Origin of the sequence: Campylobacter concisus (assembly GCF_003048675.2) — a bacterium.
Classification (GTDB): Bacteria; Campylobacterota; Campylobacteria; order Campylobacterales; family Campylobacteraceae; genus Campylobacter_A; species Campylobacter_A concisus_F.
In genome coordinates, this window is record NZ_CP060707.1 from 1,587,785 (window position 1) to 1,612,934 (window position 25,150).

The following is a 25,150-nucleotide window of genomic DNA, read 5'->3' on the forward strand; positions in this document are numbered from 1 at the left end:
AGCTGGTCTTATTTTTTCTTCATCTCTTCAAGCTCTTGCGCTAGAAATTCCCCTGTGTAGCTGCCACTTTTTTTGTAGTTTTTAGCTACCTCTTTGACGCTGCCGCACGCTATCACTTTACCGCCTTTTGCGCCGCCTTCTGGCCCCATATCAACGATGTAGTCGCAGTTTTTGATGACATCCATATTATGCTCGATCACAAAAACAGAATTTCCAAGATCAACTAGGTGATTTAGCACCTTTACCAGCCTATCAACATCTGCAAAATGAAGTCCCGTCGTTGGCTCATCAAGGATATAAAGCGTATTTCCAGTGTCACTTCTACTAAGCTCTTTTGCTAGCTTTACGCGCTGCGCCTCACCGCCGCTAAGTGTGACTGCATTTTGTCCAAGCGTGATGTAGCCAAGCCCCACGTCTTGCAGCGTGGTGAGCTTTGAAGCGATCTTTGGCACAGCCTTAAAAAACTCAACCGCCTCATCTATGCTCATATTTAGCACCTCGGCGATATTTTTGCCTTTGTATAAAATTTCCAAAGTCTGAGCGTTATACCTAGCGCCATTACAAACGTCACAAACCACGTTTATATCAGGCAAAAAGTGCATCTCGATTGTGATCTCGCCCTCGCCTTGACACTTCTCGCAGCGCCCACCTTTGACGTTGAAGCTAAAGCGCCCTATTTTATAGCCTCTAAGCTTTGCTTCCTTGGTCTGCGCAAATAAATTTCTTATCTCATCCATTACGCCAGTATAAGTCGCTGGATTTGAGCGTGGGGTGCGACCGATCGGGCTTTGATCGAGGTATATAACCTTGTCCAAATTCTCAAGTCCGCTTAAATTTACCCCAGCTATCTTTTTCACTTTTTTGGCTCTATTTAGCTGCTCCTGCGCCTCTGGTAGCAAGGTCTGAAGCACTAGCGAGCTCTTACCAGATCCTGAAACGCCGGTGATGCCAACTAAATTTCTAAGCGGAAATTTAGCGGTTAAATTTGAGATATTGTTGATATTTACATTTGAAATTTCAAGCCACTTCTCAGCTTTTCTATTTTTTTGATAGTCGATCTTTTTCTTACCATTTATGTATTGTGCAGTCTGAGTGTCTGAGCTTAAAAGCTCTTTTGCCGTGCCTGCAAAGACCACGCTACCGCCAAATTTACCAGCTCCAGGGCCGATATCTACGATATAGTCAGCCTCCTCTATCGTCTTTTTATCATGCTCGACGACGATCACGGAGTTGCCTTTAGCTTGCAAATTTCTAAGCGTTTTTATGAGCTTTATCGTATCTCGCTCGTGCAGGCCAATACTTGGCTCATCAAGCACGTACATGACGCCACTTAGCCCACTTCCTATCTGACTCGCGATCCTTATACGCTGTGCCTCGCCACCGCTGATCGTCCTAGCATCACGCCCAAGCGACAAGTAGCCAAGCCCCACGTCATATAAAAAGAAAAGCCTTTCGTTGATCTCTTTTAAGATAGGCTTTGCGATCGCCTTGTCGTAGTCGCTAAGATAGGTAAAATTTTTCTCGTTTGAGAAAAAAGCGGTGCAGTTTTCTATGCTCATATCTAAAATTTCACCAAGCCCAAGGCCAGCGACCTTGACCGCTAAGCTTTGAGGCTTTAGTCTGTGGCCGTTACAAGCGTCACAAATTTTCTCACTCATATACTCGTCAAAGTCTTTGTAATCCTTCAAAAGCCCGTGTGAAATTTTAACCACACCATCAAATTTTCTAAGTAGTTTATTTCGCTTCCAAAAGAACTCAACATCCTTGACGTTACCATATAAAACGAGCCTTTTTTCATCTTCGCTAAGCTCATAATATGGCTTTTTGATATCGATCTCATTTTGCTCACAAAACGCAAGTAAAAATTTATAGTAATAGCTCATATTGTAGCCGTAAAGCAGTTTGATAGCGCCATTTTCTATCGACTTTTCCTCATCGATGATCTTACTCATATCTAGGCTATATCTTATGCCAAGTCCGTCGCAGTGCTCGCAAGCGCCCTTTGGCGAGTTAAAGCTAAAGCTTAGCGGCTCAAGCGGAGTAAATGAAATTTTGCAGTCAAAACAAGCCATATGCTCGCTGTAATGTATAAAACTCTCTTTTAAGCCAAGCTCGTCAGCATTTGCGATCTCTATCTCAACCTCACCAAAGCTCTCATTTAGTGCCTTTTCCACGTCGCTTGCAAGGCGTTCGTGATTTTGCTCATCGATAGCGATCCTATCAACGATGACCTTTATCGTATGTTTTTTCGTTTTTGCAAGCTCGATCTCCTCATCAAGCCTCACCACCACGCCATCTATCTGCGCTCTTACAAAGCCTTTTTGGCGTAAATTTTCGATCAAGTCTGCCCATGTGCCCTTTTTCTCACGAACTAGCGGTGCATAGATGATCACTTTTGCGCCAAGCGGGAGCTTTGAAATTTCATTTATGATGTCGCTCGCACTCATTTTTGAGATAGGTTTGCCGCATTTATGGCAGTGCTGCACGCCCACTCTTGCATATAAAAGCCTTAGATAATCATAAATTTCAGTGATCGTGCCTACCGTTGAGCGAGGGTTTTTAGAGGTTGTCTTTTGATCGATCGCGATAGCAGGCGTTAAACCCTCGATCTTATCGACGTCAGGCTTGCCCACGCGGTCTAAAAACTGCCTAGCGTAGCTGCTAAGACTCTCCATGTACCTTCTTTGCCCCTCGGCATAGAGCGTGTCAAAGGCTAGTGTGCTCTTGCCACTGCCGCTAAGACCGGTAAAAACTACTAATTTATTCTTAGGAATTTCAAGGTTTAAATTTTTAAGATTGTGCTCTCTTGCACCAGTTATTTTTATAGTATCATTCATTAAATTTATACGACCTTTTTTAAAATTTTAATCTGTAAATTTAGTCTAAAAGTGATAAAAACTTTATAAAGTAGTTTAGAGAAATTAAGCGTGCTATGAAAATTTAAGAGTATATTTATATCATTTTCAGTTTTTTTTGATATTCTACGCCAAAATTTTATTTAAGGAGAAAAAATGTCTGTAAAAATAACCGATATATGCATAAGCTGTGGTTCATGCATCGATGAGTGCCCAGTTTCAGCTATTGTAGATGATAGCGACAACCCAACTGGAGCAGATACATACTATGTTTATTCAAACAAATGCGTTGAGTGCGTAGGCTACAACGATGAGCCAGCCTGTGCATCTGCCTGTCCAACTGATGGCTGCATCGTTTGGGATGCTGTAGTAGCAGGACAACCTTCACGTGATCAAATCGGTGCTGACGCTCGTACTGGCAGCACTCCAGTTATCCAATAAATTTACAAAATTTAGGCTCAAATTTGAGCCTATTTTATTTTTAAGCTTTATTTGATATAATTGCCAACTTCATTTAAATAACCTAAATTTTAAGGAAAATTTATGCAAAGAACACTTTCTATTATTAAGCCTGACGCTGTTAAGAAAAATGTTGTTGGAAAGATTATAGATAGATTTGAAAGCAACGGCTTAAGAATCGCAGCTGCAAAGAAAATTAAACTTAGCAAATGCGATGCAAAAGCATTTTATGCAGTTCATAAAGATAGACCTTTCTTCAACGATCTAGTTGATTTTATGGTAAGCGGACCAGTCGTAGTTATGGTTTTAGAAGGCGAAAATGCAGTTGCTAAAAACCGCGAGCTAATGGGCGCAACTAACCCAAAAGAAGCAGCTCCTGGCACTATTAGAGCTGATTTTGCTGATAGCATTGACGCAAATGCAGTTCACGGAAGCGACAGCCTAGAAAACGCTGTAAATGAGATAAATTTCTTCTTTGCTTCAAGAGAAATTTGCTAATTTTGGACTAAAATTTGATTATTCCGTTTTCTAAAATAGCAAACAAAGAGATAAACTTTGAGCTAGTAAGAAACAATGATCTAGTTTTTAGTGGAATTTTAAAAAGAAAAGACCCTTTTTTGGTAAAATGCCAAGGCACTATAAAGGGTGAGATAAAATATATTTGTGATCGATGTGGTGATGAATTTATGCTACCTATCGATCAAGACGTAGAGCTAAATTTAAGTGATGGTGTCTATAAAGACAGAGAAAATGAGCTTAGCGATACGGTTGAATTTTTTGATGGCAATATTGATTTAAAAGAAGTTTTTGAAAGTGAGTTAGAAGCTTTTAAGAGCGATTATTTTTATTGTGAAAAATGTAAAAATTTATAAAGGAGAGTAAAATGGCAGTACCAAAGCGTAGAGTGAGTCATTCTCGTGCAGCAAAACGTAGAACACATTACAAAGTTACACTTCCAGTACCTGTAAAAGACAAAGATGGTTCTTGGAAAATGCCTCACCGCATAAACAAAACAACAGGTGAATACTAAAATATGATTCGCATTGCTATTGATGCTATGGGTGGTGATTTTGGTGCAGAGCCTATAATATCTGGCGTTATCGAAGCACTGAAAGAGGCAGAATTTAAAGCTGTATTAGTTGGCGATAGCAATGCCATAAAACCACTCATTCCACAACCCTATTTAAAAAATATAGAATTTATAGAAGCTACCGAAGTAATCTCGATGTCAGACGGAGCGACAGACGCACTTAAAAGAAAAGATAGCACGATCTACAAAGCTGTTGAGCTTTTAAAAGATAAAAATGTCGATGCTGTCGTTTCCGCTGGTCACAGCGGTGCGACTATGAGCCTAGCTACGTTAAGAGTTGGTAGATTAAAAAATGTATCTCGTCCAGCAATCGCAACACTTATGCCTAATTCAAAAGAGACAGCTACTTTGGTTTTGGACGTTGGTGCAAATGTTGATTGCAGAAGCGAACACTTATTTCAATTTGCCATAATGGGCGAAGCCTATGCAAAAGAAATTTTAGGCAGAAAAGAGCCAAAAGTAGGTCTTTTGTCAAATGGCGAAGAAGAGAGTAAAGGCAATGAAGTCAGCAAAGAGGCTTTTAAACTAGTTTCTAGACTTGATAGCTTCGTTGGCAATGCAGAGGGCAATCAAATTTTTGATGGCAGCATTGATGTCATGGTTTGCGACGGTTTTATGGGAAATATCCTACTAAAAACGAGCGAAGGCGTTGCTGATGCCATAGGCAAGATCATCAAAAAGCAAGTCAAAAAATCACCTCTTGCCATGGCTGGATCAGTGCTTATGAGAAAAGTCTTTAAAACTCTAAAAAAACAGGTCAGCTACGATGAGTACGGCGGTGCTCCGCTTCTTGGCGTAAATGGTTGCGTCATCATAAGCCACGGCAAAAGCAACTCAAAAGCTATAAAAAATGCAATCTTTCAAGCAATTAAATTTGCTAACTCGAATATAAATAAAGTTATAGAAGAAGAACTTTCACACTTTGCAAGGTAAAATATGCCAAAAGCTTCATTGATCTCCATTGCGTCATATGTCCCAGAAAAAATTTTAACAAATTTTGATTTTGAAAAAATGGTCGACACGAGCGATGAGTGGATAGTGAAGCGAACCGGTATAGAGCAAAGACATATCGCAACGACTGAGATAACAAGCGATCTTGGTACAAAAGCTGCCGAGCTAGCTTTAAAACGCTCAGGGCTTGAAAAATCACAAATCGATGCGGTAATCTGCGCTACGATATCTCCAGATCATCTTTGTATGCCTTCAACTGCTTGTAAGATAGCTTCAAATTTAGGCTTAAATTTTGGCATTACAGCTTTTGATATAAGTGCAGCTTGCACAGGATTTATCTATCTTTTGGAGCTTGCAAATTCTCTTATCGTAAGTGGTGCTAAAAAAAATGTCTTGATCATAGGAGCTGAAAAACTAAGCTCGATAATCGACTACACAGATAGAAGCACATGCATACTTTTTGGCGACGGAGCTGGTGCTGCTGTGATAAGCGCTAGCGAAGAAAATGAGATCATCGACATCCACACTGCAAGCGATGGCAGACAGGCTGAGCTTTTGATAACTCCAGGATGTGGTAGTGCATTTCCAGCTAGCGATGAGACGCTAAAAAATAGGCTAAATTTCATCCACATGAGCGGAAATGAGGTCTTTAAGATAGCGGTTCAAACGCTTAGCAAAAGCGTGATAGAAATTTTACACGCAAACAAAATGCAAAGTGAAGATATCGACTTTTTCATACCTCATCAAGCAAATATCAGGATAATAGACGCCGTAAAAAATAGGCTAAATTTCACTGACGAGCAGTGCGTTTTGACGGTTGCAAAATATGGCAACACAAGCTCTGCTTCGATCCCAATGGCGATAAATGATGCTTACGAGGATGGGCGCATCAAAAATGGCTCTGTTTTGCTTCTTGATGCATTTGGCGGTGGCTTTACTTGGGGTTCAGCGATACTAAAATTTGGCGGTAGAAATTTTAGCGATCTATAATTAACCGCTTCTACATCCAAAACTCTAAATTTAATAAAATTTCTACAACATCTTCTATAAATTTTTAAAAATTTCCATTCATTTTCAAATGCATATTAAAATTACAATGTTTTAAATTTCCAGATCTATTTAATTAGAATTTAAATTTTTATGGATATAATTTCGCAATCAATAAAATTTATTATTAAGGAGAAAATATGTTAGTAACAAAAAAAGCACCTGACTTTACAGCTGCAGCAGTTTTAGGAAACAATCAAATCGTAAATGATTTCAACCTTTACAAAAACATCGGCGAAAAGGGCGCTGTTGTCTTCTTCTACCCAATGGACTTTACATTCGTTTGCCCAAGCGAGATCATCGCATTTGATAAAAGATATGACGAGTTCAAGTCACGCGGTATCGAAGTTATCGCGGTTTCTTGCGACAACCAGTTCTCACACTTTGCATGGAAAGAGACTCCAGTAAATAAAGGCGGTATCGGCAAAGTTCGCTTCCCGATCGTAGCTGACATGACAAAATCAATCGCTCGTGGCTTTGATGTACTTCTAGAAGACGCTGGCGTAGCACTTCGCGGATCATTCTTGCTTGACAAAGATGGCACAGTTCGCCACGCAGTTATAAACGACCTACCACTTGGTAGAAACATTGACGAGATGATCAGAATGGTAGATACTATGCTATTTACAAACGAGCACGGCGAAGTTTGCCCAGCTGGCTGGCACAAAGGTGACGCTGGTATGAAACCAAGCACCGAAGGTGTTGCTGACTACCTTTCACACAACGAAAGCAAACTATAATTATTCAAATTTCTAGGCAGTTTTGCCTAGAAATTTCCTCTCTACACAAATTTAAATATTTTTTTAATATAACTTTATATATGATAGCGATGTTTTAATAAATAACCTTTTTTGGAGACCCCATGGAGTTTAAGGGCAGGCAAGAACTTGTCGAAAATTGCGAGGATTGCATACTTGGTTTAAGAGCTAAATTTATAGATGAGGGCATCAAATTTTGCAGACAACTAACCCTTGTAGTGCCACACGAGCAGATGAAAATTTGCCTTGAGAGTATCTTTGATGCGCTACTCATCCAAAAGCCAAATGCCACACAAATTCGCGACGACTTAAACAGCCTAATACCAAAACTAAACGCAAAAGACGAGCTAGTAAATTTCTTACTCTTAAATTTGACACTAAATTTTAGTCACACCTGCGACGATGCAGTATATGTGGGCTATTTTGTAAATGCCGTCTCAAGGATGAAAGAAATTTTATATAACACGCAGGATCACCAAGAAGCCACGGTAAAAACGATGATCGATACTGGCTCATTTTTTTATGAAGATCCGATCAACACATTTACACGCATGAAAAATGCCAAAGTCCGCCCTGAGTTTTTAAATTTATATGACGGACTAAATATAAAATACGAAGCCGAAATTTTAGAGGTTAAAGAAGATAGTGTCGTTTTTCGCGTAGATATGATGCAAATTTTAGCCATGAAGCAAGATGGCAAGGGCTTTATCCTGCCAAACAGCTTCTTCTCAAAGCAACTTCGCGCCGACATCATCGACTACAATATCGCCGATAAAAGCGTCACCCTTTCAAATTTCTCACGCACAGCGACCATGCATGCAAACAAGAGAAAATTCCAGCGTGTCTTGCCAAACCGCTTTACCAAAATTTCTCTAAAAGGAGAGCAAGGCGAGCTTGTTGGTAGCCTTTATGACATCTCAGAGGGTGGCATGAGCATACTAAGCTCACAAGCTACAAATTTTAAAGACGGCGAAGAGTTGGAGGCAAATTTTGACATCATGCTCTCACCAGATGAAGTAAAAAACGTCTCTTTGAAACTAAGGCTAGTCACCGAGCTAGCATACAAGGGCTACATCAGATACTGCATGCAGCTAGTTGATGATGACAAAACGATAAAAGACTTCACACAAAAGCGCGTCAAAGAGACACTTGACGAGCTTCGCTCACGCATAAATTTATACGAATAAGGCAATTAGTGAAAACCATACAAGAAAATTTAAAACTTTTTTACATCGGACTAAAAGATAAAGAGCCATTTTTTTACAAAAACAAAGACCTAACCACCCACGCGGCAATTATCGGTATGACAGGTAGTGGCAAAACAGGCCTTGGTATCACGCTTTTAGAAGAGGCCTGCATAGACAACATCCCCTCTATCATCATCGATCCAAAGGGCGATATCACAAATTTAGCCCTCACCTTTCCGCAGATGAGAGTGGAGGATTTTTTACCTTATGTCGATGAAGCAGAAGCGGCAAATAAAGGTCAAAGCGTAGAGGAATTTGCTGCCGCTCAGGCCGAGCTTTGGAGAAACGGCATAGAGTCGAGCTTTCAAGACCTTGAGCGCGTAAAAATTTTAAAAGATAGCGCTAGCTTTAATATCTACACGCCAAAAAGCTCAGCTGGCATAGGTGTGGCGCTACTTAGCGACTTTGCCTGCCCAAATATTAGTGACGAAGAAATTTTTAGCAACTATATAAACTCACTCGCAGCGTCGGTGCTATCGCTTATTGGCATGAGTTCAGAGGATATGAGCTCAAAAGAGCAGCTGCTTATCTCCACTATATTTGAGAGCAAATTTAAAGAGCAAAAAGACGTCAGCATCGAAGAACTCATAAATTTCATAGCAAATCCGCCGTTTAAAAAGATAGGCGTTTTTGATGTGGATACCTTCTATCCAAGCAGTGAGCGCCTAAAGCTTGCCATGAAGATAAACGCACTCATCGCAAGCCCAAGCTTTAAGGGCTGGACGCAGGGCGTTAGACTAGAAATTTCAAAGATGCTTTTTGATGAAAACGGCAAAGCAAAGTGCAATATCTTTACGATCTCGCACCTAAATGACGCTGAGAGGATGTTTTTTGTCACACTTTTACTAAACGAGATCATCGCATGGATGCGCGGCACAGAGGGCACTAGCTCACTTAGAGCGATCCTATATATGGATGAAATTTTTGGCTTTTTTCCGCCAAACGCAAATCCGCCGTCAAAAACGCCTATGCTCACGCTCTTAAAACAAGCCCGTGCGTTTGGTTTAGGCTGCGTTTTAAGCACACAAAACCCAGTCGATCTTGACTACAAAGGCCTAAGCAACATCGGCACTTGGTTCATCGGCCGCCTCCAAACAGCGCAGGACAAAGCCCGCGTGATCGACGGGCTAAGCGGCATCGCAGGCTCAAGCTTGGACAAAGCCTCGCTTGAAAATCTCATATCAAATTTAGCCAAAAGAAATTTCTTGCTTAAAAATATAAACGAGGACGGCTTAAACGTCATCTCCACACGCTGGGCACTTAGCTATCTAAAAGGTCCGCTCAGCCGCGAGCAAATTTCAAATTTGATGAAAGATAAAAAAGAAAATTTAAGCAGCCAAAATGTAGATAAAAGTGAGATGAAATTTAGCGCAAAACCTATCATTTCAAGCGATATCACACAGCTCTACACCAACTCAAAAAGCCTCACACCAAATTTACTAGCAAGCGCAAAGGTGAGAATTTATGATGCTAAAAAGGGCATAGACAGCGTTTGTGAGGTAAGCTATCTTTACGAGCTTAGTGAAAGTGACAAAGAGCCAAACTGGAGCGAGGCTAGCGAAGGCATGCGCGTTGATGCGAGCGAAAATGAGCCAAGCGGTGCAAGCTTTGCTGCTGTGCCAAATTTCGTAATGAGCGCTAAGAATTTTAACGCTTTAGAAAAAGAATTTAAAGAGTTTTTATATAGAAATTTCAAATTTAACACCTTTGAGGCGATGGGAATTTACTCAAAAGAAAACGAGTCAAAAGAGGAGTTTTTCATAAGGCTTCAGGATAAGTGCAACGAAATTTTAGAGGAGCAAACCGCAAAGCTCACGGCTAAATTTGAAAAAGAGCAAAAGAGCTTGCAAGATAAGCTAAATAAAGCCCTTGCAAAGCTTGATAAAGAGCAAAAAGATATGACCACAAGCGGCCTTGACGCAGCTATAAATATAGGCGCAAGCATATTTGGAGCGATATTTGGCAACAAGCTCTTATCTCGCCAAAACGCCGGCAAGATCGCATCAAGTGCTAGAAGCGCAAACAAGGTCTTAAAAGAGCGAAGCGACGTCAAGCTTAGCGAGCAAAGCGTAAATGATATAAATTTAGCCATAAGCGAGCTTGAAGAGAAATTTGCACAAGAGTGCGATGCACTAAAAGAGGCAAATGATATTAAAAACATCACGATAAATGAAACGCAAATTTCGCCAAAGAAAAGCGACATCTACGACGAAAAAGTCGTGCTTTTGTGGAGATGATTTATAAAAAAATTAGTATTTTTTTAATATCATTTCTCTTTAAATTTAAAAGGTAAAATATGCAAAATTTAATACTTTATGCCATTAGCTACCTGCTTGGCAGCATCCCATCTGGGCTCATACTAGCAAAAATTTTCGGACATGTTGATATAAAAAAAGAGGGCAGCAAAAGCATAGGTGCGACAAATGTTTTAAGAGTTTTAAAGCAAACTAACCCAAAACTCGCCAAAAAGCTAGCCATTTTAACCGTAGTTTGTGACGTGTTAAAGGGCGTTTTGCCACTCATCGTAGCCTCTTCTCTTGGAGCTAGCCAAAGCGTGCTTTGGACGATGGCAGTTTTAAGTGTGGCAGGGCATTGTTTTTCTATATTTTTAGGCTTTCAAGGCGGCAAAGGCGTGGCAACCGGAGCTGGCGTACTCGCATTTTTCTTACCAGTTGAGATAATAATCGCTCTTGTCGTTTGGTTTTTAGTCGGTAAATTTTTAAAGATAAGCTCTCTAGCATCGCTATGCGCGCTGATAGCTCTCATCGCATCAAGCTTCATCATCCACCCAGAGCTTGATGAAATTTACACTCACGCGCCGATCCTTATCATTGCATTTTTGGTAGTTTATAAGCACATACCAAACATCGTTCGCCTGCTTTCAGGCAAGGAGCAAAAAGTCGTATGAAAAGTGAAATAACAACGATTATTAAGGATTATAAATTTCAAACCGTCATCGGGATGTTTGACTTTGAGCGAGTTGCAAAGCAAGAAGTAAAAGTAAGCTTAGAATTTCGCTCGACTAGTTTGATTGATTATGTTTTGGTGGCTGATTTTATAAAAGAATTTTACAATGAAATGAAATTTCAAAGCGTAGAAGAGTCACTGGAAGCAACCTGCAAAGCGCTAAAAGAGAGGTTTAGCTCGCTTACTAGCTTGGATATGGAGATTTTAAAAACCGAGATTTTACCAAATGCAATTGTCGGTGCAAAAATCAGCACTATTTTTTAAAAATTTATTAAAGTATCTTGAAATATTTCTTAATTTATGATACAATCGACCATAAATTTTAGTTTAAGGAAAAGAAATGCGTATTTTAATAGTAGAAGACGAAGTAACGCTAAATAAGACGATTGCAGAGGGGTTGCAAGAGTTTGGTTATCAGACAGATAGCTCTGAAAATTTCAAAGACGCTGAGTACTACATCGGCATCAGAAACTATGACTTAGTTTTAACTGACTGGATGCTTCAAGATGGTGACGGCGTTGATCTTATAAACATTATAAAACATAAATCTCCACGCACTTCAGTTGTAGTTCTTTCTGCAAAAGACGACAAAGAGAGCGAGATAAAAGCACTTAGAGCTGGCGCTGATGACTACATCAAAAAACCATTTGATTTTGACATTTTAGTGGCTAGACTAGAGGCTAGACTACGCTTTGGCGGCACAAATATCATCAAGATAGACGAGCTTATCATCAACCCTGACGAAGAGAAGATCACATATCTTGGCCGCGACATCGAGCTAAAAGGCAAGCCATTTGAGGTACTTACTCACCTTGCAAGACACTCAGATCAAATCGTATCTAAAGAGCAACTACTTGACGCTATCTGGGAAGAGCCAGAGCTCGTAACTCCAAACGTTATCGAGGTTGCTATCAACCAAATCCGCCAAAAAATGGACAAACCGCTAAATATTTCGACAATAGAAACTGTTAGAAGACGCGGATATAGATTTTGCTTTCCCAAAAAAGCTTAAGAAATAGATTTATACTGCAATTAGCATCTGGTGCGATGATGCTAATTGCCGTTGTTTCGGTGATGCTCTATCACTACATAAGAGTTACCGTTTTTCAAAGCGTAGTTAATGAACTAAATCAGCAAGCAGCAGACTACAAAAACAATCCACAAAATTTCAATCCTAACAATCTAAAAACTTTCACTATAGAAATCCCAAACAAAACTCTAGCCACCGTAAAAGCAGGAGAGCTTAAAGGTGAGAAGCCCTACCTTGTGATGCAAAAGATAAAAGATAAGAGCATAACCACTCTAACAACAAGGCTAGATGAAAGCAGCTACTTAGTCCTCGAAAAGGATACCTCACTTCAAAGCCAGATAGTCGAAGAAATTTTTATAGATATTATAATCGTAAACGTCACAGCGATACTTTTGGTGCTATTTTATGCACTATTTTTATCAAGAATGCTTTTAATACCTATAAAAATTTTAAGTCACAAGCTTACAAATTTAGATGAGAAATTTCTAAAAGAGATCGATATCAAAAGCTTGCCAGACGAGTTTTTACCACTTGGTAATAGCATAAATAGGCTAATTACTCGCATACAAACTTTTGTCTTATACCAAAAAGAGCTCTTTGTAGGCGTTGCACACGAGCTAAAAACTCCACTTGCCGTCATGAAAACCAAAAACGAAGTGACACTTTTAAAACCACGCGAGAGTGAAAAATACATAGAAGCGCTAAAATCAAACAACGAAGCGATCAACGGCATGAACGCTATGATAGGCTCGGTCCTTGAGATAGGTCGTCAAGAGGGCGCGCAGTTTGAAGAGCCGGTAAATACCGACGTGATCGCATTTTTGAAAAAACTAGGCAAAAACTACGAGGTGCTCGCAAAAGGTGAAGAAAAAAATCTCGCACTCAATCTAAAACCTGAAATTTTTAACCTAAATATCCAAACTAGCCTACTAACTCACATCGTGCAAAATTTCGTCCAAAATGCTATCAAATTTTCTCCAAAAAATAGCACGATTACGATTAGCTCAAGGGTTGAAAAGAGCAAATTTATCATTGAAGTAACCGACGAGGGAGTGGGTATAGACGAGAGCAAGGACTTGTTTGCTCCATTTAAAAGATACGGCGACAAAGGTGGTGCTGGACTTGGACTATTTCTCGCAAAGGGCACAGCACAGGCACTTGGCGCTGAGATATCTATCAAGAATAGAGAGAACACAAACGGAGCAGTTGCAAGCCTCGTTTTAAATTTAAAAGGATAAAAAATGGCAAAGAGAACCGCAGTGATCGATCTTGGCTCAAATTCTATGCGTATGGCGATATTTGAGCGCACGTCACGCTTAGCATTTTTTATACTAGCTGAATACAAAACCAAAGTGCGACTAGGCGAAGGCGGATACGGCTCAAACAACGAAATTTCAGAAGCTTCAATGCAAAAAGCGATCAAAGCTTTTGGCGAATTTGATAACATCATAAAAAGCTACAAATGCTCCAAAGTCCTATGTGTCGGCACTTCAGCGCTTAGAGATGCTCCAAACTCAGGCGTTTTGATCTCTCTTTTAAGAAAAAAACTTGGCATAAATTTAAAAGTGATTGACGGCAAAGAAGAGGCTACTTTTGGAGCGATAGCGGCTAAAAATTTGCTTCACAATCTAGCCGAGTGCGTCACTATCGACATCGGCGGAGGCTCGACCGAACTTGCTAGGATAAGCAACGGCAAGATAGTCGATGTCCTCTCGCTTGATATAGGCACAGTGAGGCTAAAAGAGCTATTTTTTGATAAGAAAAATTTAAACAAACTACCAAAATTTCTGGCGCAGATCACGGCGCAGATAGATGAGCGATTTAAGTGCCCAAATTTAATAGCGATTGGTGGATCTTTAAGAGCGATATCATCGGCCATAATGAGCAAAAATTTATATCCGCTCTCATCACTGCATGGCTTTTGCTACAAGCTTAGCGACGAGCAAGCCTACATCGAGAGCATCGCAAACATTAGCGTGCTTGAACTAAATAAATTCCCTATAAAAAAAGATAGATATGACACCATCAGAGAAGGCGCACATATATTTTTAGCCCTTACCAAGGCGCTAAATGCCAAAAACGTCATCACAAGTGGCGTTGGCGTAAGAGAGGGCGTCTTTTTAAAAGACTTTTTGCGTCCAAGCCTTAAATTTCCAGAAAATTTTAACCCAAGCGTTAAAAGCCTACAAGATCGCTTCATCCTCTCTTGCAACAAAGCCGTGGCAAGATATGCAAAGGATATCTTTGTGGCGCTTAAAAAGCTTCATGGGCTAAATGAGGGCTATCTTGAGACGCTGCTAATTGCTGCAAAGCTCCACAACGTCGGTCAAGAGATAGGCTTTTACGGCGATCACAAAAACTCAGCCTATATCATACTAAATGCCCTAAACTACGGCTTCTCACACGAGCAAAAGGCACTAATAGCCGCAGTCATCGGCACAAATGGCAAGAAAAATATTTATGAGTTTGAAAGGTATAAAAATTTATTACCAAAGGCTGAGTGTGTAAGGTGGCTAAGCTTCATCCTTGCGCTAGCCAAGGCACTTGATATAACCTGTGAGAAGCTAAATTTAAGCTTTGAGTTTAGCGGCCACACACTAAAAATAGAGGGCGCAAAAGAATTTGCCATGGCAAAAGAAGAGATAAAAAAGATCGCAAAACCTGAAATTTTTGCCATTTCGTTTGTATAGGTCAAAAGTAGCTGACAATTTTAAAAAAACGCTAGTGTATTTGGGCAAATTTTAAAATTTCATGAACGAGTAATTTCGGCTCTAAAATTTGAGCTAAGCGGTAAGCGAAGCCAAATTTTAGTAGTCAATTCTTGTGAGTGAATGGAATTTTAAAATTTGTAGGCTCGCAACTACGTGGCAGACACGAGAAATCCGTCCCCTTGTCCCCCTTTTTAATCCTCCAATCCCCTCGCTCGTTAGAGGTAGCATGCTTCAGTACTTCACACTGCATGAGTCTTATATGAGATAATTTATTGCAAATTTTAAAATTTGCGAAAATGCTCTTCTAAATTTTTAAATTTAGTAGCGAAGTGGGACTAAAATTCCCCGCTCATTTTATCTTTGTAGTTATTTAGGCTATTTTGGCGCTCTTGTAAAAATGAGCCAAGTTTTTTCTTATTTTCTTCAAAGAAAACAGCAAAGTCCTGCTCATTTTGTATCTTCTCTTCGCCAAAGCTATCAAGCATGACATTTGAGCTGCCAACTATCACTAGATAGCGCCTATTTTCGTAGCTTAGAAGCATTAGCTTGTTTGTGCGGTCAAGATATTTTTCATAGATGATATTGACGCCACTACTTTGATTTTTAAGCAGCCAGTTCATCGACTTTGTGTCGTTTTGTGGCTGATTTTGTGGCGTTTTAAATCCGCTAAAATCACTACTTTTTGAAGTGATATATCTTTTAAAAACATACAAAAATATAAGAAGCGCGATGAGCACACTTAGGACGATGAAGTATCTCGAATCAATATTAACCATAGGTTCATTTTCTGCCTTTGGCGTGCTAGCAGTTTCTATCTTTGCGCTAGCTTGTGGCATATTTTGCACCTGCGTTTTTGTGTTTTTTAGTGTTACGCGGATGCGAAGCCCGAAGCTATCAGTTGTCTTTGATGCATTTACGATGATAGCGTCATTTGAGCGTAAATTTAAAACTAAAGAGTTTTGTTTTGGCTCAATATCTAGCTCTTGAATGATCTTTGAGTTTATATCCTTGCTCGCGCTTTGATCGTAGCTTAGAGAATTTAGTATCAAAGAGGTTGTGTCTTTTTCACGCTTTTGAAAGATATTGCCCTCGTAAGGCGCATCAAAGCTAAGCATGATATCGACCCTATCGGTGCGCTCATAGATATTGTATGTTAGCAAGTTTGAGGCAAATATCTGCGTAGCAAAAAGCACAAAAAATAGTATAAATTTCATAAAAGTTCTTTTTTGAAGTACTGAATAACTGACTTTGAGTCCAAAATTTCATTTATCCTGATGGCTAAATTTTTCTCATAAACCATTACTTCGCCTTTTCCAAAAATTCTATTATTTATATATAGCTCCACGCTCTCGCCAGCTGGTTTTTCGAGGTCTATGACCGAGCCAGCTTCAAATTTCAAAAGCTCATTTATGCTAACTGTGGTAGTTCCTAGCTCAGCTATAAAATCAACGCTTATATCCATAAGCTCATCATAGCTCTTAAAAAGCCCTAGCTGTTCTAGTGTCTCTATCGCACCTTCGTCGTTCATTGTATCTTGTAGCCTATTTGAAATGTTCTATTTTTTATCTTATATATAAATTTCTCTTTTAGCTTTATGCCAAAATTCTCAACCTCGCCCAAAAATTCAGGCGTTCCGAGTTTATAAGCATTTGGCTCTTTTTCATTTAGCAGATTTTTAGCCTTGCCGATGATCTGATTGGCTATCTCTTTGCAAAGATCGTCCAGATCGCCACCATCAACATCTTCGTGACCAAAAAAGGCATTCATGAAAATTTTTAAAGTATCTTTTTTAAAAAATAGATAAAACTGATACTCGCTTTTGCCCTTATAAACTGGTATGCTAGCCCCGTAAAATCCTTTACCAAGGCTCTTGCCAAACTCTAAATCCAACCCCAAAGTATCCTTGCAAAGATAGCTTGTGGCTTCATCTATAACTTTTCTCATATCTCTTCCTTAAGACTTGAAATGCGCGTTAATTATACTTTGGCTTTACTAAATTAGCTATAAATTTATTAAGCATTTTAAAAGAGTTTATCGACCTCTTTAACTAGCTCTTTTCCACTAAATTTGGCGCAAAGTTTGACTATTTGCGTGCCTATGATCGCAGCGTCAGCATATTTTTTCACTTCGCTAACATCATCTTTGTTTTTGATGCCAAAACCCACAGCCACTGGTAGATCGCTCTTTTTCTTAAGCTCTAAGACTAAATTTTTTATCCTATCTTCATCAGCTCTTTTTGAACCGCTAACGCCGATAGCACCTAGCACGTAGATAAATCCTGAGCCAAATTTTAATATCTCATCCGCTCTGCCCCCAGAAGTGACGCTGATAAGTGGCACAAGGCATAAATTTAGCTCCTTGCACTTTAGAGCAAATTCCTCGCACTCCTCACAAGGCAGATCTGGCACGATAAAGCCGCTCACTCCGGCCTCGCGTGATCTTTTTAGAAATTTATCAACGCCATAAGCAAAGATGATGTTGTAATAAACTAGAAAAACAAGTGGCTTTGTCACTTTTGCCTTGCAGCCTTCAAGCATGTCAAAGACAACGTCGGTATTTACGCCACTTTGAGCTGTCTCAAAGCTAGCTTGCGCGATGAGTTTGCCATCAGCTAGCGGGTCAGAGTAAGGGATACCGATCTCAAGCAGATCAAGCGTGCTCTCATCCAAATTTTCTAAAAATTCTTTAGTTTTTTCTAAGCTTGGATATCCAGCCACGATATAGCCAATGTTTGCCTTTTTGCCGTTAAATGCGCTTCTAACCTTATCCATAAATTTTTCCTTTTTCGTAGCCGATGACTGTATTTATATCCTTATCGCCCCTGCCTGAGATATTTACGACGATGACGCTTTTTTCATCAAGTTTTGGGCAAAGCTTCTCCAGATACGCCACCGCATGCGCACTCTCGATAGCTGGGATGATGCCCTCCATCTTACTTAAAAAATACAAGGCATTTATGCACTCATCGTCGGTCACGGCTTCGTATTTTACCCTTTTGATGTCGTTTAGACGGGCGTGCTCTGGGCCGATGCCTGGGTAGTCAAGGCCTGCTGAGATGCTATGCACTGGCGAGATCATGCCGTATTCATCTTGTAAGACCGTCGTTTTCATGCCGTGGATGATGCCGGTTTTGCCTTTGCTAAGCGTAGCTGCGTGATAAGGCGTATCTATGCCAAGGCCGCCAGCTTCTATACCTACTAAATTTACGCTCTCGTCCTCTAAAAACGCACTAAAAATGCCAATGGCATTACTACCGCCGCCAACGCAGGCGATGACATAGTCGGCCTTTTTGCCGTAGTCTGCAAGCTGAGCTTTCGCCTCTGTGCCAATCACGCTTTGGAAGTCACGCACGATCTTTGGATATGGGTGTGGGCCAACGGCTGAGCCGATGACGTAAAATGCACTTTCTATCTCATTTACCCACGCTTGTATGGCCGCTGTAGTCGCCTCTTTTAGCGTTTTTAGCCCGTCTTCTACGCTCACCACCTTTGCGCCAAGAAGCTGCATGCGAAAGGCATTTAGCTGCTGTCTAGCCACGTCAGTTGCACCCATATAGACGTCACACTCTAAGCCAAGAAGTGCCGCTGCAGTAGCTGTTGCCACACCGTGCTGGCCAGCTCCAGTCTCAGCTAAAATTTTCTTTTTACCCATCTTTTTAGCAAGCAGAGCTTGAGCAAGAGCGTTATTTATCTTATGCGCGCCCGTGTGGTTTAGATCCTCACGCTTGAGGTAAATTTCATGTCCGTAGTGCTCACTTAGGCGCTTTGCAAAAAAGAGCGGACTAGGCCTGCCAACGTAGTTTTTCAAAAGATCATCAAGCTCGTCTTTAAACTCTTTTGTCTTTGCGATGCTCTCATAAGCATTTTCTAGCTCATCAAGGGCAAACATCACCGTCTCAGGCACGAACTGCCCGCCAAATTTTCCAAAATATGCTTTAGTATTCATCTTCTACCTCACCTATGATCTTTAAAGTTCTCTCTATCTTTTGTGCATCTTTTATGCCGTTTTCGTCCTCGACTTTGGAGTTGATATCGACTAGATATGGCTTAAATTTGAGCGCCTCTTTTATGTTGTGCTCGCCTATGCCCCCAGCCATGCCAAATTTAAATTTAACCTCTTTTAAAATTTCCCACTCAAAGCTGGTGCCATTTCCTCCGGCATTTTCGCCCTTGCAGTCAAAAAGCGCCATGTCAAAGTGCTTAAAATCAACCTCTGGCAAGCTATCTTTCACGCTAAAAACCTGCCAAATCTCAAGCCCCATATCTTTTAAATTTGCACCTAAATTTTCGCTCACCACTCCATGCACCTGAGCCACGTCAAGACCAGCAAACTGGCAAATTTCCATTATCTCGCAATCACTTTGCTCCGCAAAAACGCCAACTACTTTTTTGCCCTTGCTGTGAGCAAATTTCGCTATCTGCCTAGCTAAATTTAGCTCAACCCTTCTTTTGCTTTTAGCAAATATCAGCCCTATAAAATCAACATCCAAAGCGCAAACCGCACTTGCCTCATCTAGCGTTTTGATGCCACAAATTTTAACTAGCGCCATTACGCCTGCGCCTTTATAAACTCTTCATAAAATTTATACGCCTTACCAGAATTTATAGCCTCTAAAACCATTTTTTTAGCCTCGTCTGGGCTCTTTGCGCCATCAGCCGCGTAAAGTGCAAACATCGCGTTAAAGACTACGATGTCAAATTTTGCCCCCTGCTCCTCGCCTTTTAGCGTGCGGATCAAGGTTTTGGCATTTTCTTCAGGTGTGCCGCCCTCGATGTCGCTGTGAAGCGCTCTTTTAAAGCCAAACTGCTCTGGCGTGATGCTGTATTCAAAAATTTCGCCATTTTTTAGCTCCACAACGCTTGTTTCGCTACAAAGCGTGATCTCGTCCAGTCCGTCATCGCCGCGGACGACCAAAGCGTGCTTTCTGCCAAGGATTTTAAGCGTCTGGGCGTAGAGCTTTAGAACAGGCTTGTGATAGACGCCAACTAGCTGATTTGTAAGGTTTAAATTTGGATTTAAAAGCGGTCCAAGCACGTTAAATACGGTTCTTATGCCAAGTCTTTGGCGCACTTCTCTCACCTCACCAACTAGCGGATGGAAAAATGGCGCGTGGAAAAAGGCTAAATTTTTACTAGCTAAATTTTCACGCTGTTTTGCCAGTGATTTTTCACTTTTTACGCCTAAAATTTCAAGCACATCAGAGCTACCTGACTTACTTGAAACTGCCTTGTTGCCGTGTTTTGCGACCTTTATGCCAAGGCTTGCAAGGATAAAAGCAACCGTGGTTGAGATATTTATCGTCTTAAAGCCATCTCCACCAGTGCCGCAAAGATCGATCATAGGCGTATCATCGCGGTAAGTTTGCGAGTATTTTAGGATATTTTTTGCAAGCGCAGCGAGGCTTTTTGGATAGAGGCTCTTTTCGCTAATTAGCACCAAAAGGGCTGAAAGCTGCACGATCTCGTACTCTTTGCTGGCTATTATCTCGCAAATTTGCTCAAAGTCGCTATCATCAAGTGGGATATTTTCTTGAAGCTTGATAAGATATGGCTTAAGTGAGCGAATTTTTGGCTCTTTTACCTCTTCTTTTGCCTTGTAATTTACAAAATTTTCAACGATCTTTTTGCCGTATTGCGTGAAGTAGCTCTCAGGGTGAAACTGGATGCCAAAGATCGGCTTATCTTTAACGCTAAGTGCCATAACTACGCCATCATCGCTCACTGCATCAGCGCTTAAGCTAGCTGGGAGCTCATCGACATAGAGCGAATGGTAGCGCATAACTTCAAAGCGCTCAGGCAGCCCTGCAAAGAGTGGCTCTTTGTTTTTCACGTCGATAAACGAGGTCTTGCCGTGAAGTGGGTCATCTAGTCTTTTTATCTTTGCACCAAAACTAAGCCCTATGGCTTGGTGTCCAAGGCAAATTCCAAGCACCGGCACGCCAAGGTTGGCCTCTAAAATTTCTAGGCAAACTCCGCTATCTTTTGGGTGCTTTGGCCCTGGGCTTAGGATGATCTTACTTGGGTTTAGTTTTTTGATCTCTTCAAGCGTTATCTTATCGTTTCTAACGCATCTAACCTCTTCGTTTGTGAGCTCTTTTACGTACTGCTCGACATTGAAGACAAAACTATCGTAGTTATCTATAAGTAAAATCAATCTCTATCCTTTTAAATTTAGCGGCGGCTGCGCGGACTAAATATTATAAATTTAGGTGAGATTATAACTAAAAGAAATTTTAATTAGGCTTTTGTGCGGCTCTCGTAGGCTTTTAGGAGTGAGAGCATATCGACGTTTTCTAAATTTACCCCAGTTGGTACGCCCTGAGCGATCTTGCTAAATGAAATTTCACTCATGCCAAGCTTATCCTCGACGTAAAGCATGAGCGCGTCTGAATTTAGCCCAGGCGTAAAGGCAAAGACGACCTCTTTTGAGCCATTTTGCCTAATAGCACTTCGCAGCCTCTCTATGGCGTCCTCGTCGATCTCGTCAAGCACGAAGTAAAGGCCGTTGTAGATGCCATTTTGCTCAAAAACCAAGATATCTTTTGGGCTCTCAACTAACAAGATGACCTCGCTGTCTCTGCTCTCGTCGCTGCAAATGTCGCAAATTTCATTTTCGCTTAGCCCACCGCAACGCTCACAGCGCTTGATAAACCTCACCGCGTCTTCGATATTTTGCGCGAGCCTTAGCCCTGCAAAGCTATCTTGCATGCAGACAAAGTAGGCAAATCTCGCGGCTGATTTTTTACCGACACCTGGTAGCTTGGCAAATGACTCAGTTAGCTCATTAAATTTCTCTAAGCCCCTTTTCATGCGCGTTTTGCCTTTGCTCGAAGTAAAATTTTAAAGACGTGATAGCCGTCTTCATAGTCATAAACAAGCTCAAATTTTTGCATCTGGCAAATTTGCTCGATGATGTAAAGTCCTAGCCCCATGCCACTTCCCGCACTCACCTTGTCGCCTCTAACAAAGGCTTGTTTGTAGTAATCAATCGGGTGATTTAGCTTTTTACCTAAATTTTTAACCGCTATAAATTCGCTATCGCAGATCAAGATGGCTTTCTTATCCTCCGCGTATTTTAGGGCATTATCTATCAAATTTTTAATCGCCAAACTAAAAAGCTGAAAATCAACTCTTAATAAGACGTCATCTCTGATGTCACAGCTCACACGCTCTTCAAATTTATCAAGCATAAGCATATCTTGCACCTGCTCTAAAATAAGCGAGAAATGGCACTCTTGGTAGTTTAGCGCGTAGCTTTTTGAAAGGAGCTGCTCGACCTTGCTAAATTCATTTATAAGCATCTCAAGGCGCTCAAAAACGTTTATGAGCCTCATCTTTTGAGTGTCATTTGCCACCATCTCAGAGACGATCCTGCCCTTGCCTATAGGCGTCTTTAGCTCATGCATGATCGCACGTAAAAATAGCTGCCTTGAGCGAATTAACTCTCTGATCTTGCAAACGGCGTTGTCAAATTCAACTGCGACCTGCCCGATCTCGTCTTGCTCGTTTTCATTTAGCCTAGCAGTCATCGCCATCTCCATGTTTCCGCTGGCAAATTTTCTGATATCTTTGCTAAGTCTTCTAAGCGGCAAAAGGCTTCTAAGCACCGAGACATAAAGCGAGATAAGCAGAGCCGAGATGATCAAAAATGCCACCCAAAGTGGGTCATTTACGTGTCTTGCGTCGTTACTCTCAAGTAGCAGCATGAAAGATGGATTTTTGATAAGCAGATACAAATCGCCTTTGTAATTAACCGACTGCATCATGCCAAGGGGCGTGTGCTGCGTAAAAATGGCGTTTCCGCTTGAGGTAACTGAGGTGGCTAAATTTTTGTTGCCGACGTATTCTAAGTTGAAATTTTTAAAGTAGTGCTCTAAATCTCTTGGGGGATTGCCACGCTCGTAAAGCGCCACAAGATAGTTCATGGCGCTTATTTGCTTATCTTTTAGCTTCTCAAGCGCACTTTCTTGCTGAATGTTTGCAAATGTCACAAAAAGCAAGCACATCAGCGAGAAAGCGATGGCAAAGATGATAGTTATTTTGGTGGTTATGGAGTATTTCATCCGATAAGCTTATATCCTATGCCTCTAACTGAAAATATATGTTTTGGCGCTTTTGAGCTATCGCCGATCTTTGTTCTAAGGCGTCCGATGATGACATCTAGGCTCTTTGAGTCCTTGTCTTTTAGGCTCTTGCAGTTATAAACTAGCTGCTCGCGAGATACTGAAAAGCTGTGCTGTTTGATGAGATAGGTTAAAATTTCATACTCAGCAGGTGTTAGAGCAAGAGCTTCATTATTAAAGTAAATTTCATGGCGCTTGTCGTCTATCCTAAATGCGCTATCAACGACCTCTTCTTGCACTTCGTTTGTCTTTTTATATCTTCTGATAAGACTTGTGATACGAGCATACATCTCTTTTGGATCGTATGGTTTTGGCAAGTAATCATCCGCTCCAAGCTGAAGTCCAACGACCTTGTCACTGATGTCACTGCGAGCTGAGCTTATGATGATAGGGATGTCGTATTTTTGGCGAATTTCTTTACAAACTTCAAGACCGTCAATGCCAGGTAATGTAAGGTCAAGTATGAGTAGGTCATAGTTTTTTATGCCGGCACTTAGCCCTAGATATGGGTCTTCAAAGTTAGTCACTTTTATATTAAAACTATCAAGATATTCAGATAAAATTTGTGCAAATTCTGGATCATCTTCTATCATTAAAACGTTAATCATAAATCATCCTTTTCATTGAAAAATAGTAGAGATTATACGGCAAAAATGTAAATTCTTTTTTAAATTTAAACTTTTTTGGATAAAATCTCACATTTAAAATAAGCTTAATAAACAAGGAAAAATGTGGAGTTTGATTATTACGAGATCCTTGAAATTTCAAGAAATGCAAGTGGCGACGAGATAAAAAAAGCCTTTAGAAAGCTCGCTTTAAAATACCACCCAGACAGAAACGCTGGTGATAAAGAGGCTGAGCAGAAATTTAAACAGATAAACGAAGCCTATCAGGTCTTAAGCGATGAGCAAAAGCGCTCAATATATGACAGATACGGCAAAGAAGGGCTTGAGGGTAGATTTGGCAGTGGCGGTGGCTTTAGCGCTGATTTTGACCTCTCAGACATTTTTGACTCGTTTTTTGGAGGCGGTTTTGGCGGTGGTTCTAGGCAGAGAAAAAGACGAACTGAAAAGTACTCAGCCGACCTTGAAATTCCTATAAATTTAGAGTTTAACGAAGCTGTTTTTGGCTGCGAAAAAGAGATCAAATTTGATCAAAAAGTGCCTTGCCCAACATGCAACGCAACAGGCAGCAAAGATGGCAAAAACAAAACTTGCCAGCACTGCGGCGGAAGCGGCAGGATCACGCGCGGAAATGGCTTTATGAATATCGTTCAAGAGTGCCCATACTGCCACGGATCTGGCGAAGTGATAAGCGAGCCATGTCCTGACTGCAACGCAAAAGCCTATAAAATCCAGCAACAAAGCGTCAAGATCACGATCCCAGAGGGCGTTGATAGTGGTATGAGGATGAGGGTCGCTGGCAAAGGTAACATCGGTGCAAACGGAGTTCAAGGCGATCTTTACGTGAGTATAAATGTAAAAGAGGACAAGCATTTCATCCGCCACAACGACGACGTTTATATAGAAATTCCAGTCTTTTTTACCCAAGCTGTTCTTGGTGAGAGTATAAAAATCCCAACACTTCGCGGTGAAGCCGAGCTAAAACTACCAGTTGGCGCGAAAGATAAACAGCAATTTATCTTTGAAAATGAGGGTATCAAGGGTGTAAATTCACGCAAAAAAGGCAGACTTGTAGCTCAAATTTCTATCCAAACACCTGATAAGCTAAGCGACGAGCAAAAAGAGCTTTTAAACAAGCTTCAAGCTAGCTTTGGCATAGTTTCAGGCAAGTCAAGCACCGATGAGAGCGTCTTTGACAAGATAAAAAGCTGGTTTAAAGGCGACGAGCCAAAAGGCAAAAAGAAAAAATAAATTTAAATTTGTGACGCTAAATTTGGTGTCACAAAATCT

26 protein-coding genes are annotated in these 25,150 nt (G+C 40.8%); 15 read left to right on the forward strand and 11 right to left on the reverse strand.

Translation table 11 applies throughout. The features are described 5' to 3' along the window. Window positions 1–8: 8 nt before the first annotated feature. Window positions 9–2,837, reverse strand: a complete 2,829-nt coding sequence (uvrA, locus tag CVT00_RS07965) for an excinuclease ABC subunit UvrA (protein ID WP_107914700.1) — start codon at window positions 2,835–2,837, stop codon at window positions 9–11. 174 nt (window positions 2,838–3,011) lie between these two features. Between uvrA and CVT00_RS07970 the strand changes: the two genes are divergently transcribed. From CVT00_RS07970 to CVT00_RS08035, 14 genes are all read left to right on the forward strand, one after another. Beyond that, complete coding sequence (locus tag CVT00_RS07970; RefSeq protein WP_002942606.1) at window positions 3,012–3,296, forward strand: NADH-quinone oxidoreductase subunit I; 285 nt, start codon at window positions 3,012–3,014, stop codon at window positions 3,294–3,296. A gap of 102 nt (window positions 3,297–3,398) precedes the next feature. Further along, entirely contained in the window at window positions 3,399–3,812 is a 414-nt protein-coding gene (ndk, locus tag CVT00_RS07975; protein WP_002942517.1) for a nucleoside-diphosphate kinase, read from the forward strand. Between the two features lie 14 nt (window positions 3,813–3,826). Continuing rightward, window positions 3,827–4,186: a hypothetical protein gene (locus CVT00_RS07980; RefSeq protein ID WP_002942543.1), complete on the forward strand. Its 360-nt coding sequence runs from the start codon at window positions 3,827–3,829 to the stop codon at window positions 4,184–4,186. 11 nt (window positions 4,187–4,197) lie between these two features. Further along, window positions 4,198–4,344 (forward strand): 50S ribosomal protein L32, encoded by a 147-nt coding sequence (gene rpmF, locus CVT00_RS07985; protein ID WP_002942540.1) that lies wholly within the window; start codon window positions 4,198–4,200, stop codon window positions 4,342–4,344. 3 nt (window positions 4,345–4,347) lie between these two features. Next, complete coding sequence (plsX, locus tag CVT00_RS07990; protein WP_021084931.1) at window positions 4,348–5,337, forward strand: phosphate acyltransferase PlsX; 990 nt, start codon at window positions 4,348–4,350, stop codon at window positions 5,335–5,337. A gap of 3 nt (window positions 5,338–5,340) precedes the next feature. Further along, complete coding sequence (locus tag CVT00_RS07995; RefSeq protein WP_103558873.1) at window positions 5,341–6,345, forward strand: beta-ketoacyl-ACP synthase III; 1,005 nt, start codon at window positions 5,341–5,343, stop codon at window positions 6,343–6,345. A 197-nt stretch (window positions 6,346–6,542) separates the two neighbouring features. Beyond that, entirely contained in the window at window positions 6,543–7,142 is a 600-nt protein-coding gene (locus CVT00_RS08000; RefSeq protein WP_002942572.1) for a peroxiredoxin, read from the forward strand. Between the two features lie 122 nt (window positions 7,143–7,264). Continuing rightward, window positions 7,265–8,347 (forward strand): PilZ domain-containing protein, encoded by a 1,083-nt coding sequence (locus tag CVT00_RS08005; protein WP_103558874.1) that lies wholly within the window; start codon window positions 7,265–7,267, stop codon window positions 8,345–8,347. An 8-nt stretch (window positions 8,348–8,355) separates the two neighbouring features. After that, window positions 8,356–10,644: an ATP-binding protein gene (locus tag CVT00_RS08010; protein WP_103558875.1), complete on the forward strand. Its 2,289-nt coding sequence runs from the start codon at window positions 8,356–8,358 to the stop codon at window positions 10,642–10,644. 59 nt (window positions 10,645–10,703) lie between these two features. After that, the gene (plsY, locus tag CVT00_RS08015) at window positions 10,704–11,315 is read left to right on the forward strand and encodes a glycerol-3-phosphate 1-O-acyltransferase PlsY (RefSeq protein WP_087584083.1); all 612 of its coding nucleotides are present in this window, start codon (window positions 10,704–10,706) and stop codon (window positions 11,313–11,315) included. Further along, window positions 11,312–11,638 (forward strand): dihydroneopterin aldolase, encoded by a 327-nt coding sequence (locus CVT00_RS08020; RefSeq protein WP_012001302.1) that lies wholly within the window; start codon window positions 11,312–11,314, stop codon window positions 11,636–11,638. The genes plsY and CVT00_RS08020 overlap by 4 nt, the downstream gene beginning before the upstream one ends. A gap of 76 nt (window positions 11,639–11,714) precedes the next feature. After that, window positions 11,715–12,386, forward strand: a complete 672-nt coding sequence (gene hsrA, locus CVT00_RS08025) for a homeostatic response regulator transcription factor HsrA (protein ID WP_002942555.1) — start codon at window positions 11,715–11,717, stop codon at window positions 12,384–12,386. Between the two features lie 38 nt (window positions 12,387–12,424). Then, window positions 12,425–13,642 carry a sensor histidine kinase gene (locus tag CVT00_RS08030; RefSeq protein ID WP_196376902.1) on the forward strand — a complete coding sequence of 406 codons (1,218 nt, stop codon included), beginning with the start codon at window positions 12,425–12,427 and terminating at the stop codon, window positions 13,640–13,642. A 3-nt stretch (window positions 13,643–13,645) separates the two neighbouring features. After that, window positions 13,646–15,094: a Ppx/GppA phosphatase family protein gene (locus tag CVT00_RS08035; RefSeq protein WP_107914702.1), complete on the forward strand. Its 1,449-nt coding sequence runs from the start codon at window positions 13,646–13,648 to the stop codon at window positions 15,092–15,094. A 356-nt stretch (window positions 15,095–15,450) separates the two neighbouring features. Here CVT00_RS08035 and CVT00_RS08040 read toward each other — a convergent pair whose 3' ends face one another. The 10 genes from CVT00_RS08040 to CVT00_RS08085 all read right to left on the reverse strand — a co-directional run bounded on the left by CVT00_RS08040 (window position 15,451) and on the right by CVT00_RS08085 (window position 23,845). Next, window positions 15,451–16,329, reverse strand: a complete 879-nt coding sequence (locus tag CVT00_RS08040; RefSeq protein WP_103558877.1) for an excinuclease ABC subunit A — start codon at window positions 16,327–16,329, stop codon at window positions 15,451–15,453. Beyond that, entirely contained in the window at window positions 16,326–16,643 is a 318-nt protein-coding gene (gene fliN / locus CVT00_RS08045) for a flagellar motor switch protein FliN (RefSeq protein WP_002942551.1), read from the reverse strand. The genes CVT00_RS08040 and fliN overlap by 4 nt, the downstream gene beginning before the upstream one ends. Next, the gene (locus tag CVT00_RS08050; RefSeq protein ID WP_002942548.1) at window positions 16,640–17,059 is read right to left on the reverse strand and encodes a chemotaxis protein CheX; all 420 of its coding nucleotides are present in this window, start codon (window positions 17,057–17,059) and stop codon (window positions 16,640–16,642) included. The genes fliN and CVT00_RS08050 overlap by 4 nt, the downstream gene beginning before the upstream one ends. A gap of 77 nt (window positions 17,060–17,136) precedes the next feature. Then, entirely contained in the window at window positions 17,137–17,886 is a 750-nt protein-coding gene (gene trpA, locus CVT00_RS08055; RefSeq protein ID WP_107914704.1) for a tryptophan synthase subunit alpha, read from the reverse strand. Beyond that, entirely contained in the window at window positions 17,879–19,060 is a 1,182-nt protein-coding gene (gene trpB / locus CVT00_RS08060; protein ID WP_107914706.1) for a tryptophan synthase subunit beta, read from the reverse strand. Before trpB ends, trpA begins: the two co-directional genes overlap by 8 nt. Further along, window positions 19,050–19,664 (reverse strand): phosphoribosylanthranilate isomerase, encoded by a 615-nt coding sequence (locus CVT00_RS08065; RefSeq protein ID WP_107914708.1) that lies wholly within the window; start codon window positions 19,662–19,664, stop codon window positions 19,050–19,052. Before CVT00_RS08065 ends, trpB begins: the two co-directional genes overlap by 11 nt. Then, a complete protein-coding gene (trpD, locus tag CVT00_RS08070) occupies window positions 19,664–21,268 on the reverse strand; it encodes an anthranilate phosphoribosyltransferase (protein WP_107914710.1) in 1,605 nt (534 codons plus the stop codon). The genes CVT00_RS08065 and trpD overlap by 1 nt, the downstream gene beginning before the upstream one ends. A gap of 83 nt (window positions 21,269–21,351) precedes the next feature. Continuing rightward, a complete protein-coding gene (gene recR / locus CVT00_RS08075) occupies window positions 21,352–21,924 on the reverse strand; it encodes a recombination mediator RecR (RefSeq protein ID WP_103590436.1) in 573 nt (190 codons plus the stop codon). Continuing rightward, complete coding sequence (locus CVT00_RS08080) at window positions 21,921–23,177, reverse strand: ArsS family sensor histidine kinase (RefSeq protein ID WP_107914712.1); 1,257 nt, start codon at window positions 23,175–23,177, stop codon at window positions 21,921–21,923. Before CVT00_RS08080 ends, recR begins: the two co-directional genes overlap by 4 nt. Next, a complete protein-coding gene (locus tag CVT00_RS08085; protein WP_009294394.1) occupies window positions 23,174–23,845 on the reverse strand; it encodes a response regulator transcription factor in 672 nt (223 codons plus the stop codon). Before CVT00_RS08085 ends, CVT00_RS08080 begins: the two co-directional genes overlap by 4 nt. A 123-nt stretch (window positions 23,846–23,968) precedes the next feature. On the opposite strand from CVT00_RS08085, the gene dnaJ reads away from it, so the two are divergent. Then, window positions 23,969–25,111 (forward strand): molecular chaperone DnaJ, encoded by a 1,143-nt coding sequence (dnaJ, locus tag CVT00_RS08090; protein WP_107914714.1) that lies wholly within the window; start codon window positions 23,969–23,971, stop codon window positions 25,109–25,111. Window positions 25,112–25,150: the final 39 nt, after the last annotated feature.

Bases quoted from the DNA above. Each gene is read 5' to 3' on its own strand.
- plsY (WP_087584083.1), top strand. From the start codon at position 10,704: ATGCAAAATTTAATACTTTATGCCATTAGCTACCTGCTTGGCAGCATC.
- CVT00_RS08020 (WP_012001302.1), top strand. From the start codon at position 11,312: ATGAAAAGTGAAATAACAACGATTATTAAGGATTATAAATTTCAAACC.
- hsrA (WP_002942555.1), top strand. From the start codon at position 11,715: ATGCGTATTTTAATAGTAGAAGACGAAGTAACGCTAAATAAGACGATT.
- CVT00_RS08065 (WP_107914708.1), bottom strand. From the start codon at position 19,664: ATGGCGCTAGTTAAAATTTGTGGCATCAAAACGCTAGATGAGGCAAGT.
- CVT00_RS08000 (WP_002942572.1), top strand. From the start codon at position 6,543: ATGTTAGTAACAAAAAAAGCACCTGACTTTACAGCTGCAGCAGTTTTA.
- recR (WP_103590436.1), bottom strand. From the start codon at position 21,924: ATGAAAAGGGGCTTAGAGAAATTTAATGAGCTAACTGAGTCATTTGCC.
- rpmF (WP_002942540.1), top strand. From the start codon at position 4,198: ATGGCAGTACCAAAGCGTAGAGTGAGTCATTCTCGTGCAGCAAAACGT.
- CVT00_RS08040 (WP_103558877.1), bottom strand. From the start codon at position 16,329: ATGAAATTTATACTATTTTTTGTGCTTTTTGCTACGCAGATATTTGCC.
- CVT00_RS08030 (WP_196376902.1), top strand. From the start codon at position 12,425: ATGCTAATTGCCGTTGTTTCGGTGATGCTCTATCACTACATAAGAGTT.
- uvrA (WP_107914700.1), bottom strand. From the start codon at position 2,837: ATGAATGATACTATAAAAATAACTGGTGCAAGAGAGCACAATCTTAAA.
- CVT00_RS07995 (WP_103558873.1), top strand. From the start codon at position 5,341: ATGCCAAAAGCTTCATTGATCTCCATTGCGTCATATGTCCCAGAAAAA.
- CVT00_RS08050 (WP_002942548.1), bottom strand. From the start codon at position 17,059: ATGAGAAAAGTTATAGATGAAGCCACAAGCTATCTTTGCAAGGATACT.
- plsX (WP_021084931.1), top strand. From the start codon at position 4,348: ATGATTCGCATTGCTATTGATGCTATGGGTGGTGATTTTGGTGCAGAG.
- CVT00_RS07970 (WP_002942606.1), top strand. From the start codon at position 3,012: ATGTCTGTAAAAATAACCGATATATGCATAAGCTGTGGTTCATGCATC.
- fliN (WP_002942551.1), bottom strand. From the start codon at position 16,643: ATGAACGACGAAGGTGCGATAGAGACACTAGAACAGCTAGGGCTTTTT.
- CVT00_RS08005 (WP_103558874.1), top strand. From the start codon at position 7,265: ATGGAGTTTAAGGGCAGGCAAGAACTTGTCGAAAATTGCGAGGATTGC.
- CVT00_RS08035 (WP_107914702.1), top strand. From the start codon at position 13,646: ATGGCAAAGAGAACCGCAGTGATCGATCTTGGCTCAAATTCTATGCGT.
- trpB (WP_107914706.1), bottom strand. From the start codon at position 19,060: ATGAATACTAAAGCATATTTTGGAAAATTTGGCGGGCAGTTCGTGCCT.
- CVT00_RS08085 (WP_009294394.1), bottom strand. From the start codon at position 23,845: ATGATTAACGTTTTAATGATAGAAGATGATCCAGAATTTGCACAAATT.
- trpA (WP_107914704.1), bottom strand. From the start codon at position 17,886: ATGGATAAGGTTAGAAGCGCATTTAACGGCAAAAAGGCAAACATTGGC.
- ndk (WP_002942517.1), top strand. From the start codon at position 3,399: ATGCAAAGAACACTTTCTATTATTAAGCCTGACGCTGTTAAGAAAAAT.
- CVT00_RS08080 (WP_107914712.1), bottom strand. From the start codon at position 23,177: ATGAAATACTCCATAACCACCAAAATAACTATCATCTTTGCCATCGCT.